General features: G+C 55.7%; 13 protein-coding genes. 7 read left to right on the forward strand and 6 right to left on the reverse strand.

The annotated features are described in order from the left end of the window. The first annotated feature begins 80 nt into the window (after window positions 1-80). Window positions 81-650: a glycine cleavage system transcriptional repressor gene (locus BH714_RS12575; protein WP_014171118.1), complete on the forward strand. Its 570-nt coding sequence runs from the start codon at window positions 81-83 to the stop codon at window positions 648-650. Further along, window positions 650-1,120, forward strand: coding sequence for a thioredoxin-dependent thiol peroxidase (gene bcp, locus BH714_RS12580; protein WP_014171119.1), 471 nt, complete (start codon window positions 650-652; stop codon window positions 1,118-1,120). Before BH714_RS12575 ends, bcp begins: the two co-directional genes overlap by 1 nt. Before the next feature lie 121 nt (window positions 1,121-1,241). Here the strand turns inward: bcp and BH714_RS12585 are convergent, their stop codons facing one another. Next, window positions 1,242-2,306, reverse strand: a complete 1,065-nt coding sequence (locus BH714_RS12585; RefSeq protein WP_014171120.1) for an AI-2E family transporter — start codon at window positions 2,304-2,306, stop codon at window positions 1,242-1,244. Window positions 2,307-2,527: 221 nt separating this feature from the next. On the opposite strand from BH714_RS12585, the gene bepA reads away from it, so the two are divergent. Further along, window positions 2,528-3,991, forward strand: a complete 1,464-nt coding sequence (gene bepA, locus BH714_RS12590) for a beta-barrel assembly-enhancing protease (RefSeq protein WP_020883065.1) — start codon at window positions 2,528-2,530, stop codon at window positions 3,989-3,991. Between the two features lie 18 nt (window positions 3,992-4,009). Beyond that, complete coding sequence (gene arsC, locus BH714_RS12595; RefSeq protein WP_014171122.1) at window positions 4,010-4,366, forward strand: arsenate reductase (glutaredoxin); 357 nt, start codon at window positions 4,010-4,012, stop codon at window positions 4,364-4,366. On the opposite strand, the gene BH714_RS12600 is transcribed toward arsC, so the two are convergent. Continuing rightward, window positions 4,363-5,187 carry a helix-turn-helix domain-containing protein gene (locus tag BH714_RS12600; protein ID WP_040018109.1) on the reverse strand — a complete coding sequence of 275 codons (825 nt, stop codon included), beginning with the start codon at window positions 5,185-5,187 and terminating at the stop codon, window positions 4,363-4,365. The two genes, arsC and BH714_RS12600, sit on opposite strands and share 4 nt — an antisense overlap. A 145-nt stretch (window positions 5,188-5,332) precedes the next feature. Between BH714_RS12600 and celB the strand changes: the two genes are divergently transcribed. The 3 genes from celB to BH714_RS12615 are packed head-to-tail and all read left to right on the forward strand — an operon-like array spanning window position 5,333 to window position 9,033. Continuing rightward, window positions 5,333-6,652: a PTS cellobiose transporter subunit IIC gene (gene celB / locus BH714_RS12605; RefSeq protein ID WP_014171124.1), complete on the forward strand. Its 1,320-nt coding sequence runs from the start codon at window positions 5,333-5,335 to the stop codon at window positions 6,650-6,652. 3 nt (window positions 6,653-6,655) lie between these two features. Continuing rightward, window positions 6,656-7,615, forward strand: a complete 960-nt coding sequence (locus BH714_RS12610) for a glycosylasparaginase (protein WP_040018110.1) — start codon at window positions 6,656-6,658, stop codon at window positions 7,613-7,615. Next, window positions 7,612-9,033 carry a leucyl aminopeptidase family protein gene (locus BH714_RS12615; RefSeq protein WP_040018111.1) on the forward strand — a complete coding sequence of 474 codons (1,422 nt, stop codon included), beginning with the start codon at window positions 7,612-7,614 and terminating at the stop codon, window positions 9,031-9,033. The genes BH714_RS12610 and BH714_RS12615 overlap by 4 nt, the downstream gene beginning before the upstream one ends. 56 nt (window positions 9,034-9,089) lie before the next feature. On the opposite strand, the gene BH714_RS12620 is transcribed toward BH714_RS12615, so the two are convergent. The 4 genes from BH714_RS12620 to BH714_RS12635 all read right to left on the reverse strand — a co-directional run bounded on the left by BH714_RS12620 (window position 9,090) and on the right by BH714_RS12635 (window position 13,485). Then, complete coding sequence (locus tag BH714_RS12620) at window positions 9,090-9,791, reverse strand: DnaA inactivator Hda (protein WP_212479862.1); 702 nt, start codon at window positions 9,789-9,791, stop codon at window positions 9,090-9,092. A 95-nt stretch (window positions 9,792-9,886) separates the two neighbouring features. Continuing rightward, window positions 9,887-11,176, reverse strand: coding sequence for a uracil permease (gene uraA / locus BH714_RS12625; RefSeq protein WP_014171128.1), 1,290 nt, complete (start codon window positions 11,174-11,176; stop codon window positions 9,887-9,889). Between the two features lie 86 nt (window positions 11,177-11,262). After that, complete coding sequence (gene upp, locus BH714_RS12630) at window positions 11,263-11,889, reverse strand: uracil phosphoribosyltransferase (RefSeq protein ID WP_020883061.1); 627 nt, start codon at window positions 11,887-11,889, stop codon at window positions 11,263-11,265. Between the two features lie 165 nt (window positions 11,890-12,054). After that, complete coding sequence (locus BH714_RS12635) at window positions 12,055-13,485, reverse strand: 6-phospho-beta-glucosidase (RefSeq protein ID WP_020883060.1); 1,431 nt, start codon at window positions 13,483-13,485, stop codon at window positions 12,055-12,057. Between the last annotated feature and the right edge of the window lie 148 nt (window positions 13,486-13,633).

Here is a 13,633-nt window from a genome sequence, read left to right on the forward strand (position 1 = left end):
CTGAGGCCCTCAGGCGGTTGTATGCATGTTTTTTTTATGCTTTCCTTAGGAAGACTTAACCATGCAAAGGAAGAACAGGTTTGACAACCTCATCACAACATTACCTGGTTATCACTGCGCTGGGTGCTGACAGGCCGGGTATTGTGAACACCATCACCCGCCATGTGAGCAGCTGCGGCTGTAATATCGAGGACAGCCGTCTGGCTATGCTGGGCGAAGAGTTCACGTTTATTATGCTGCTGTCCGGGACATGGAATGCCATTACCCTTATCGAATCGACCCTGCCGCTCAAAGGTGCGGAGCTGGATTTGCTGATCGTGATGAAACGCACCACTGCTCGCCCACGTCCGGCCCTGCCCGCGACCGTCTGGGTGCAGGTTGAAGTCCCCGATTCACCCCATCTGATTGAGCGCTTCACCGCGTTATTTGACAGCCATCAGATGAATATTGCCGAACTCGTTTCCCGAACGCAGCCGGGTGACGGCAGCGCCATTCCCACCCTTTTTATTCAGATTACCGCGCACAGCCCTGCCTCGCAGGATGCGTCAAATATCGAGCAAGCGTTCAAAGCCCTCTGTACAGAATTAAACGCGCAAGGCAGTATAAGCGTCGTCAATTATTCGCAGCATGAACAGGATGGAGTTGAGTAATGAACCCACTGAAAGCCGGTGACATCGCACCGAAATTTAGCTTACCTGACCAGGATGGTGAGCAAGTAAATTTGACCGACTTCCAGGGACAGCGTGTTCTGGTCTATTTTTACCCGAAAGCCATGACCCCGGGCTGCACCGTACAGGCCTGCGGCTTACGCGACAACATGGACGAGTTGAAAAAAGTCGGCGTGGAAGTGCTGGGTATCAGCACCGATAAGCCAGAAAAGCTGTCACGATTTGCTGAAAAGGAGCTGCTTAACTTCACGCTGCTTTCTGACGAAGACCACCAGGTATGCGAGCAGTTTGGCGTCTGGGGCGAGAAGACCTTTATGGGCAAAACCTACGACGGCATTCACCGTATCAGCTTCCTGATTGACGCTGACGGTAAAGTTGAACATGTGTTTGATGACTTCAAAACCAGCAACCACCACGACGTGGTGCTGAACTGGCTCAAACAAAGCGCCTGATCGTTGGGCCGCGGCTTCGCCTGACCCGACCTACGCGGTAAATGCAATACGGTAACGCAGGTTACCGTTTTTGATATTTGCCCCTCTCCCCACGGGAGAGGGTATCAGGCCGCACAACTATCTACTTATCCTCAACCGCAGGCACATCCGGCCACGCGTGAACCACTGCTTTGATCAACGTTGCCAGCGGAATGGCAAAGAACACGCCCCAGAATCCCCACAGCCCGCCGAAAATCACCACGGATAAGATAATCACCAGCGGATGCAGGTTCACCGCTTCTGAGAACAGCACCGGCACCAGCAGGTTGCCATCCAGTCCCTGAATGATCAGGTACACCGCGAAGCAGCTCCAGAACTCGGTCCCCAGACCAAACTGGAACAGCGCAACGCCGACAACCGGAATGGTCACCACAAAGGCACCGATGTAGGGAATGAGCACCGACAGCCCCACCAGCACCGCCAGCAGCAGCGAGTAGTTAAGCCCGAAAATTAAAAAACCAATCCAGGTAGCCACACCCACCACAATCATCTCCAGCACTTTGCCGCGAATGTAGTTGGTGATCTGCTGGTTCATCTCTTCCCACACCTGCCCGGCCAGCCCGCGATTACGCGGCAGAATGCGCCGCACCGCGTTCAGCATCTGCTCTTTATCTTTGACGAGGAAGAAAACCATTAACGGAACGAGGACAAGGTAGACGGCCAGCGTGAGCAACCCTACCAGCGACGCCAGGGAATATTTCACCACGGAATCGCCCATTGTCATGATGCGGGCGCGCATGTTTTCGGCCATCGCATCAATGATCCCGGCATCCATCAGGGCGGGATATCGGCGCGGCAACGTGGCGGCAAAATCAGAAAGCTTATTCAGCATGCCGGGCATATCTCGGATAAGGTAAATCCCCTGTTGCCAGGCGACAGGCATAACGACAAACGACATTAACAGCAGAATGCCGACAAACAGCACCAGGACGATACTGGTCGCCCAGCGACGGGAACAGCCTATATTTTCCAGACGCGCCGTTGGCCACTCCAGCAGGTACGCCAGCACAATCGCGACCAGCAGGGGGGCGAGAAGACCGCTGAAGAAGAACAGAATGCCGAATCCGGCGACGAGAATAACCAACAAAGCAATGGCTTCCGGGTCGCTAAACCGACGGCGGTACCACTGCATTAACATTTCGAGCATACAACCCTTCCCTGAATCGGATGGCGGGAGTGAGAACGTGAATTGTATCTAACTGTCACAAAAAAGACTTTCGCTTTTTGTCTCCCTGCCACGATCCGCAAAACCCTGATGAATGGGATTTTCTTCATGCCTCAACACGGCTACACTCGCAGGGCAGTGGAGATGAACGATATGCCGGTTCATCGGTCAAATTAGCACATCGCAAATACAGGACAGTGGTTATGTTCAGGCAGTTGAGAAAAACACTGGTTGCGACACTGATTGCCGCACTGACGGTCGGTCAGGTGTTGCCAGCTTTCGCTGACTCGTCCGATTCATTGCCGGACATGGGCACTACAGCAGGAAGCACGCTCTCCATTGGGCAGGAAATGCAGATGGGGGATTATTACGTTCGTCAGCTGCGTGGCAGCGCGCCGCTGATTAACGACCCGTTGCTGGTTCAGTACATTAACGGGCTGGGCATGCGCCTGGTCGCGCACGCCAACTCGGTAAAAACCCCCTTCCACTTCTATTTAATCAATAATGACGAAATCAACGCCTTCGCCTTCTTTGGCGGCAACGTGGTGCTGCATTCGGCGTTATTCCGCTACTCTGATAACGAAAGTCAGCTGGCCTCGGTCATGGCGCACGAAATCTCTCACGTCACCCAGCGCCACCTTGCCCGGGCAATGGAAGACCAGAAGCGTAACGCTCCGCTGACCTGGGTTGGCGCATTGGGTTCCATTCTGCTGGCAATGGCCAGCCCGCAGGCCGGGATGGCGGCGTTAACCGGTACGCTGGCGGGAACACGTCAGGGAATGATCAGTTTCACCCAGCAAAACGAACAGGAAGCGGATCGTATTGGCATTCAGGTGCTGCAACGTTCGGGCTTTGACCCGCAGGCCATGCCGAGCTTCCTCGAAAAACTGCTCGACCAGGCGCGCTACTCCTCCCGTCCGCCGGAAATTTTGCTGACGCACCCCTTACCGGAAAGCCGTCTGTCGGATGCGCGTAACCGTGCCAACCAGATGCGCCCGGTCGTAGTTCAGTCGTCGCAGGATTTCTACATGGCAAAAGTGCGAACGCTTGGAATGTACAATTCCGGGCGTAACCAGCTGACCAGCGACCTGCTGGATGCGCTGGCGAAAGGCAACGTGCGTGAGAAAAACGCGGCTCAGTATGGCCAGGCGTTACAGGCGATGGAAGCGAGCAAATATGACGAAGCGCGTAAAACGCTGCAGCCACTTCTCGCCGCCGACCCGAATAACCCGTGGTATCTCGATCTCGCCACGGATATCGATCTGGGGCAGAAAAAAGCCACCGATGCGATTAATCGCCTGAAAGGGGCAAAAGAGGTGCGGACAAACCCGGTGCTGCAGCTTAACCTGGCGAATGCTTACTTACAGGGTGGTCAGCCTGCTGAAGCGGCGAATATTCTGAACCGCTACACCTTTAACAATAAAGACGATCAGAACGGCTGGGATCTGCTTGCCCAGGCAGAAGCGCAGCTGGGCAACCGCGATCAGGAGCTTGCGGCACGCGCCGAAGGCTTTGCCCTGGTGGGACGTCTTGACCAGGCGATTTCCCTCCTGAGCAGTGCCAGTTCACAGGTTAAGCTCGGCAGTCTGCAGCAGGCTCGTTACGATGCGCGTATCGATCAGCTTCGCGGTCTGCAGCAGCGCTTTAAGCCGTACGAGAAGATGTAATAAAGGAGAATTCAGGTCATGACAGACGCGGTAAAAATCTACCACAACCCACGCTGCTCGAAGAGCCGCGACACCCTTAGCCTGCTGAAGTCGAACGGCATTGACCCGGAAGTGGTGTTGTATCTGGAGACACCGCCAGATGCACAGACGCTTCGTCAGCTGCTGCACATGCTGGGAATGGGCAGTGCCAGAGAGCTAATGCGCCAGAAAGAGGACCTGTATACGTCGCTCAATCTGAATGACAGTCGTCTAACCGAGGCTGAGCTGATTCAGGCGATGGTTGAAAATCCGAAACTGATTGAGCGCCCCATTGTGGTCGCAAACGGTCAGGCGCGTATTGGACGCCCGCCGGAAGAGGTGCTCGAGATACTCTAATCCTTACGCCGCAGCGCTTCCAGAAAGGCCTGCGGCGTGCTCTCTCCCAGCTTTTTCTGCGCTTTGCCCCGATTGTAAAACTCGCACATCTCGAACAACACCTGCCCTAACGGAACAGCATTCACTCGTGGAATGATGTCGCCGAGCGGTACCGCAACCTGCACGGCCTTGTGCCTGGTCGGCTGTACTTTTACGACAGGTTCACCCGCGGGTAAGTCGGGTTCAAAACCGAAAGTCTCAACAGATTGGATATCAGCCGGACAGGCGTTCAGCAACTCACGCATCCAGTTGTTCAGCAGCTGTGATGAAATTCCCGCATAGAGCCGGGCATAACACCAGCCGCTCACCGGTTCGCGCCCCCACAGCAGATGCTGCTCCCCGCCATCATCCATATGCAGCGATAAAGGCTGGTGATGCACCAGCAGTTTTGTGGGTAAAACGCCTGCCTTTAGCGCTTTTTTCCCCTGAAGTTCAACGCCTTTGCGTTTCGCAGAAGCGGGACGGAGATAACGGTTCAGCGTCGCCCGCGAAACGGAAATCCCCAGCACCCCGTTAACCAGCAGCAGCAGTTCATCCAGCGGTGCGCCCGTGATATCACGCAGCGCATTAACAAGGTCAACCTGCTCTTGTCTCATCGCTTTGTGTATCACTTTTGGGGTCGTATGGTTGTCAGAAACCCGATCGCGATTGCGCCATCGCCGCACGGTCGTCACGGAAATACCCAGCTCCGCAGCCAGCTCTCTGTCGCTTTTGTCGGATTGTTGCAGATAGCGACGGACCCGCGGTGTGGTGGTGGCATTGGCGTGCAATTTGATTTCCATCGCTGTAACTCCATAACCAATCTCATGAGATTCATAATATCTTAGCGAGTGCTTTGTGACCTGTTTCACCTTTCAGCCACCGCGCTTCACTGATAATCCACAGACATAACATAACAACACCCCTCAATCTTGTACGGAGTTCACAATGAACAATGTTCTGGGATTTCTTGAAGCAAAACTGATGCCGCTGGCGGCCAAAACCGCGCAACAGCGGCATCTGGGCGCCATACGCGGGGCCTATGTTTCCTTCATGCCGTTTATCATCGTCGGCTCGATTCTGCTGGTCATCTCCTCTTTTCCGAACCAAACCTATCAGCAGTTTATGTCTCAGGCATTTGGTGAAAGCTGGAGTGCCATCATTGAAATTCCGTTCAACGCGGTGTTCTCAACCATGTCGCTGTTTATCAGCTTCCTGGTGGCGTTTCGCCTGGCTGAACACTACGGCGAAGATCGCATCTCCTGCGGCATTCTGGCTCTGGTCGCCTTTTTAATCCTGACACCTTTTATCAAAGTGGCCGAAAACGGCGGTATCACGGTCATGCCGGTGGAGTGGATTGGCAGCAAAGGGTTGTTCGTGGCGATGATTGGCTCTCTGCTGTGGACGGAGCTGTTCTGCTGGCTGAAGCGCAAAAAGCTGGTCATCAGAATGCCTGATGGCGTGCCGCCGGCGGTGCAGGAGTCGTTCGCCGCGCTGATCCCGGCCCTGCTGGTAATGATTCTGGTGCTTATTATCCGCATCATTTTCGAAAACACCCACTACAACACCATTCACCAGTTTATTTACGAGGTGGTCGCCACGCCGGTTCGCCACTACGGGACCTCCTATTTCGGCGCGCTGATGACGGTGTTCAGCATCACCATTCTGTGGTCTGTGGGCATTAACTCCGGCTCAATGATCAACGGCATCATTCGCCCGCTGTGGATGGAGAACCAGACCGATAACATCGCCGCCATTCAGGCGGGTACGACGCCACCGCACATTATCACCGAACAGTTTTTTGACATGATCTGGATGGGTGGCGCAGGGGCAACGCTCTCGCTGGTGATTGCGATGCTGATTTTTGCCCGCAGCAAAAACATGCGCGAGGTGGCGCGTCTCGGCGCGGGGGCCTCGGTGTTTAACATCAACGAGCCGATTCTGTTTGGCCTGCCGGTTATCATGAACCCCATCATGCTGATCCCGTTCAATCTGGTGCCGCTGGTCCTGGTTACCGTGCAATATGCCGCGATGAAAATGGGTGCCGTCGCTGTGACCACCGGGGTGTTTATCCCCTGGACGTTACCGCCGGTGATCAGCGGGTTTATCGTCACGGGGCATCTCAGCGGCAGCGTGATGCAGCTTATCAACCTGCTGATTGGCGCCATGCTGTATCTGCCTTTCATGCGTATCGTGGATAAACAATACCGCGCCGCGGAGATTGCCACCGTGACGCAAACCGACCCAACCCTTGCAAAACAGGAGTAAAGCATGTGGGGAATTATCGCAACCTGGCGAATGGCGCTTGAAGGGGTCACGGAGTCTGCGTCTGCGCTGGCTGCGGGGAAACCGGTAGCAGAAGCGGTGGTCGATGCCGTTGCTGCCGTCGAGGACTTCCCGTTGTATAAATCCGTCGGCTACGGCGGGCTGCCAACCGAAAATGGCGAGGTCGAACTGGATGCGGCGTATATGGATGGCGATACGCTTGCGTTTGGAGCCGTGGGAGATCTGATTGATATTGCGAACCCGGTGCGTGTCGCCCATGCGCTAAGCCGCCAGCGCTATAACAGCCTGCTGGTCGGCCAGGGCGCGCGCGAATGGGCGCTGAGTCAGGGGTTTGCCGACAAAACCATGCTTACCGACCGCGCGATGCAGCATTATCGTAAGCGCTGCCGGGAGACGCTGGACAAAGGCTTAAGCCCGTACGATGGGCATGACACCGTCGGGATTATTGGCCTCGACAAAAGGGGGTCGATGAGCGTGGCGACCTCCACCAGCGGTCTGTTTATGAAAAAGCGCGGCCGTATTGGCGACTCGCCGATTATCGGCTCCGGCTTTTACTGCGACAGTGAAACCGGTGCCGCCACCGCCACCGGCGTGGGGGAAGACCTGATGAAAGGCTGCACCAGCTACGAAATTGTTCGCCGCATGGCACAGGGCATGTCACCGCAGCAGGCGGCGGACTCGGTGGTCTTCGAACTGGAAGACAAACTGATGTCGCGCTTTGGCCGCGCGGGCGATCTCTCGGTGGTGTGCATGAATAATAAAGGCGAATTCGGCGCCGCAACCAACATCAAAACCTTCTCATTTGTGGTGGCAACGGCCCGCCAGCCTCTCACCGTATTTCGCGCCGAGCGCCTGCGGGAAAAAACGCACTATCAGCCCGTGGATGAGGAATGGATGCAGGCCTATGCCGCGCGGATCCGCGCGCCAGTTGAGGAGTCACAATGATTACCTTTACGCTTATCACCGCCCTTGCAGACGCAAAGCCCCAGAGTCATCTTATTGCCCGGGCTGCCTGCGCGTTACTGCCGGACACCGCACTCATCGCTGAAATGCGTGAACAAAACGCCGTCGCGGATACCCGCTTTGGCTGTGCTCCGTTTGCCAGAATCACGCTGCTGCCGGATGCGCTCTGGCAGGACAGTCTGACAGAAGGGTTACTCGCCGCCCTCCGTCCACTGCTGGCAGCCCCGGTCAGCGCCGATGTGGTACTGGATGTCACGGATATTGACGAGGTGGTGCTGACGCAGGTTCTGCGTTTTCTCTTTAACCAGGCGTATGACCTTCGCGATCTGCAGCTTAAGAAAACCGATGGCAAAAGCGTTCGCCTTCGCCATGTCACCGCCCTGTGTCATCCGCAACAGCGTGAAAGGCTGGACGCTCTCTTCCAGCAACAGCAGGCCATTGCCCGAGGAATGGTCGCCGCGCGACGTCTGGCGGATATGCCGTCCGATCGCTGTACGCCGCAGTATGTCGTCGACGAAGCGCAAAAGCTGTGCGCCGCCTTCCCCGCCCTGCGGTGTGAAGTGCTTGATGAGAAGCAAATTATTGAACAGGGACTGGGGCTTCTGCATGCCGTCGGTAAAGGCGCGACCTGTCCACCGCGGCTGCTGGCCATTCACTATAACGGCATCGCTGATGGCCCGGTATGCTGTTACGTGGGCAAAGGCATAACGTTTGATACCGGTGGCCTGTGGCTGAAGGAAGGCGCGGGCATGTACACCATGAAATATGACATGTGCGGGGCAGCGAACGTGCTCGGGTTAATGCTGAGCGTGGCAGAACTCGGCCTGCCGGTTCGTATTATGGGCGTACTGGCGCTGGCGGAAAACGCCATAGGACCGGATGCAATGCAGCCGGGCACGGTGGCCAACGCCTGCAACGGTATCACGGTTGAAATCAACAATACCGATGCCGAAGGCCGGCTGGTACTGGCGGATGCGATCGCCTGGGCCAGCCAGCGTCATCCGCAGGCTCGCTATATTATTGATATGGCGACCTTAACCGGTGCCGTCGTGAAAGCGCTGGGGTACGAGCTGAGTGGGTTAATGACGCAGGACGAAGCGCTGCGTCAGGCGCTCACCCGCGCGGGGAAACGGAGCGGTGATGAGGTGTGGTCCCTGCCGCTGGATGCACGGTTAAAAAAACAGACCGACAGCGCCATTGCCGACCTGTGCAATACCCCACCCAATAATGCGGCGATCAGCGCATCGGCGGCCTGGCTGTTACACCATTTTTGCCCGCCGACCATTCCATGGGCCCATCTGGATATTAGCGGCACGGCGCTGTGGCGTGAGAACGGAAAAAGCGTGGCCTCGGGCAGACCCATTCCACTTCTGGTTGAGCATTTGCTGGAAGACAGGTGATTTTTAGCCGGCGGCGCTGGTTCTCCCTCTGCGCCAGGCAGAGGGAGAAAAGCGCATCACAGCTTCAGAATATCTTTCACAAAAGGAATGGTCAGCTTGCGCTGCGCGGTAATCGAAGCGCGATCGAGCTGATCGAGCGTATCAAAGAGCGTGCGCATTTCCCGGTCCAGGCGCTTGAGCAGGAAACGCCCCACGTCTTCCGGGAGTTCAAAGCCGCGCAATCTTGCGCGCAGCTGTAACGCCTGAAGTTTGTCTTCATCCGACAGCGGCTGCAGCTTGTAGATTTGCCCCCAGTCCAGACGGGAAGCCAGATCCGGCAGCCCCAGATTCAACTGGCGCGGCGGACGATCGCCGGTGATCAGCAGCCGGGTTTTCCCCGACTCCAGAATGCGGTTATAGAGGTTAAAGATCGCCATTTCCCATGGCTCATCCCCCGCCACACATTCGATATTATCGATGCAGACCAGTGAGAGATGTTCCATTCCCTCCATGACTTCAGGCACAAACCAGGTACGTTTATCCAGCGGCACATAGCCTACCGCATCACCCCGCGCGGAAAGCTCCGCACAGGCGGCATGCAACAGGTGGCTGCGCCCCGCGCCTTCGCGTGACCAGATATAGATGTATCCGCTGTGTTCCTGACGCAGCACGTTTTGCAGTGCAGCCAGTAAAGAGGGGTTATCACCCGGCCAGAAACTCGCAAAAGTTTCGTCGTCAGGGAGATAGAGTGGCAGAGAGAGCTGTGCCGGTCCGTTCAGAAGTACCTCAACCAGATCTTACATAAAATCGGCGGTGAGTTTAGCACGGAACGTGCAAGGAGAGAACCGGGCGGATCGTCCGCCCGGTTTTACGATCAATGTGACGCTTTTTCGCTGTCTTCGGCATCCAGCACCACTTCTTCCGGGCGCAGGACGGAGATCAGTTTGAAGATCAGGCTCAGGCCCACACCCACGATGGTCGCCAGTGCCATGCCTTTCAGTTCAGCCGCACCGATGTGCACCTTCGCGCCGCTCACGCCGATGATCAGGATCACGGAGGTGAGGATCAGGTTTTGCGCTTTGCTGTAGTCCACTTTAGATTCAATCAGCACGCGAATACCGGACGCGCCGATCACACCGTACAGCAGCAGAGAGACGCCTCCCATTACCGGTACCGGAATGATCTGGATAGCCGCCGCCAGTTTGCCCACGCAGGAGAGCAGGATGGCGATGATTGCCGCGCCGCCAATAACCCAGGTACTGTAGACACGGGTAATCGCCATCACGCCGATGTTCTCACCGTAGGTGGTGTTAGGCGTAGAACCAAAGAAACCGGAGATAATGGTAGAGAGGCCGTTAGCGAACATCGAGCGGTGCAGACCCGGGTCGCGGATCAGGTCACGTTTAACGATGTTTGCCGTCACCACCAGGTGACCTACGTGCTCAGCAATAACCACCAGCGCCGCGGGCAGGATCGTGAAAATGGCAAACCATTCAAAGCGCGGGGTATAGAAGGTTGGCAGTGCGAACCAGTGCGCTTCAGCAATGGGCGTGGTATCAACAACGCCCATCACGAAGGAGAGCGCATACCCCGCCAGCACACCGATCAGGATCGGGATAATCGCCATAAAACCGCGGAACAGCACGGAACCAAATACCGTTACGCCCAGTGTCACCATCGAGATGATGATGGTTTTGGAATCCGGTGACTGCCCGTCAGCAGGCAGCAGGCCGGCCATATTAGCCGCCACGCCCGCCAGCTCCAGACCGATGACGGCGACAATGGCCCCCATTGCAGCAGGCGGGAACATAACGTCCAGCCAGCCGGTACCGGCCTTCTTCACAATGAAAGAGACCAGGCAGAAGAGGACGCCACACATAATGAAGCCGCCCAGCGCCACTTCATACCCCAGCGGCAGCAACAGCAGAACCGGTGAAATAAAGGCGAAGCTTGAGCCGAGATAGGCAGGGATTTTGCCTTTACAGATAAAGAGGTAAAGCAGCGTACCCACACCGTTGAACAACAGCACGGTAGCCGGGTTAATGTGAAACAGGATTGGCACCAGCACGGTTGCGCCAAACATGGCGAACAGGTGCTGCAGACTAAGCGGGATTGTCTGTAAAAGCGGCGGTCTTTCACTCACCCCGATAGCACGGCGCGTCATAGTGTTTTCCTCTGAGTAGTATTGTTGTTGGCGTTTTATTCAAAAAAAAGCCGACTATCAAAGTCGGCTTCATTATCGTTATTCGATTATTTAGTACCAAAAATCTTATCGCCGGCATCGCCAAGCCCCGGGATGATGTACCCGTGCTCATTCAGCCCCTGGTCGATAGACGCGGTATAGAGTTCGATGTCCGGGTGCGCTTTTTCCAGCGCCGCGATACCTTCTGGTGCAGCAACCAGCACCAGCACTTTGATGCTGCTGCAACCGGCTTTTTTCAGCAGGTCGATGGTGGCAATCATTGAACCGCCGGTCGCCAGCATCGGGTCAACCACCAGGGCCATACGCTCGTCGATGTTAGACACCAGCTTCTGGAAGTACGGTACCGGCTCCAGGGTCTCTTCGTCGCGGTAGACCCCGACCACGCTGATGCGCGCGCTTGGCACGTGCTCCAGCACGCCTTCCATCATGCCGAGGCCGGCACGCAGGATGGGCACAACGGTAATTTTCTTACCTTTGATCTGCTCAACCTGAACCGGGCCGTTCCAGCCCTCGATGGTCACTTTTTCCGTTTCCAGGTCAGAGGTCGCTTCATAGGTCAGCAGGCTGCCGACTTCAGAAGCCAGTTCGCGAAAACGCTTCGTGCTGATGTCATGCTCACGCATCAGGCCCAGCTTGTGTTTAACGAGTGGGTGCTTCACTTCCACAATCTTCATTCTCTTTCTCCTCTGAGGGGGCAACCGCAAAAAAATCGCGGGATTATACCGCTTTTTTCGGATTGCACCATACCCAACTTGCTTGACGTACATCAAGCAAAGTGTTTTAGAGGCAAAAAAGCCGGAGGGCAAGCTCCGGCTTTTTGCGTTTTTACTCTGCTGGAATTAAAGAGTGTCGCCGTTGCTGGCTATCACCTGCTTATACCAGTCAAACGACTTCTTCTTACTGCGGTTCAGGGTGCCGTTACCTTCATTGTCTTTGTCGACAAAAATAAAGCCGTAGCGTTTTTTCATTTCACCCGTTCCGGCAGACACCAGGTCGATACAGCCCCACGGGGTATACCCCATCAGATCAACACCATCTTCGACCACCGCTTTTTTCATTTCGCGGATGTGCGCGGCAAGGTAATCAATACGGTACTGGTCATTTACCGAACCGTCGCTCTCCTGCACGTCGATGGCGCCAAAGCCGTTCTCCACGATGAACAGGGGCAGCTGATAGTGATCCCAGAACCAGTTCAGGGAGTAACGCAGGCCCACCGGATCAATCTGCCAGCCCCAGTCAGATTTCTGCACGTACGGGTTGGAGACCAGGCTCTTGCTTTCGTCGTAATCCAGCTCCGGGTTATCCGCCGTCGCTTTGGTGGCGAAAGACATGTAATAGCTAAAGCCAATGTAATCGACACACCCCTGCGTCAGCGCCGCGTTATCTTCTTCTGTGATATCCAGCGTGAAACCGCGACGAGCAAAGTAGTTAAGCAGATGCTGTGGATACTTGCCGCGCACGTGGACATCGGTGAACCAGTAGCGACGGTGCATGGCATTCATCGCCATCATCATATCGTCCGGGGCACAGGTTAGCGGATAGATTGGACACATGGCAATCATGCAGCCGATCCGCAGCGACGGGTTAATGTCGCGCCCGGCCTTCACCGCCAGGGCGCTGGCCACCAGCTCATAGTGTGCCGCCTGGAACATTACCGGTTCGCGGTCTTCGCCCGGCTCGTACTTCAGGCCGGAGTTGGTAAACGGTGCAAAGTCTTCGTGGAAGTTGGCCTGGTTATTGATCTCGTTAAAGGTCATCCAGTACTTCACTTTATGCTGGTAACGTCTGAACACAACCTCCGCAAAGCGAACAAAGAAGTCGATCAGCTTACGGTTACGCCAGCCACCGTATTCGGTGACAAGGTGGAACGGCATCTCGAAATGGGAAAGGGTAATAACCGGCTCGATGCCATACTTCAGGCACTCGTCAAACAGGTCGTCATAGAATTTCAGGCCAGCTTCGTTAGGCTCCAGCTCGTCCCCTTTCGGGAAGATACGCGTCCAGGCGATGGAGGTACGGAAGCATTTGAAGCCCATCTCGGCAAAGAGTTTGATGTCTTCTTTATAGCGATGGTAGAAATCGATGGCTTCATGGTTAGGGTAATTTTTCCCTGGCAGCACGCCGTTGGTGATTTCACGCGGCACGCCGTGCGCGCCGGCGGTCATCACATCGGCAACGCTGATCCCCTTACCGCCCTCGTTCCAGCCCCCTTCTAGCTGATGCGCTGCGACCGCACCGCCCCACAGAAAATCTGCTTTGAATCCAGACATACACTTTCCCTCATTCTGCGTTATTTTCTGCAAAAACAATTACAGAAACCGGTTTCATTCTGATGATGTGCAAAGGGGCTTTCTGTTGCAAGGAGAAAACCGAAACCGGTTTCATTTTCGTGAACAGACTCAACTTTAGGCGCATTCG

The sequence above is a fragment of the Enterobacter ludwigii genome, assembly GCF_001750725.1.
Taxonomy (GTDB): domain Bacteria; phylum Pseudomonadota; class Gammaproteobacteria; order Enterobacterales; family Enterobacteriaceae; genus Enterobacter; species Enterobacter ludwigii.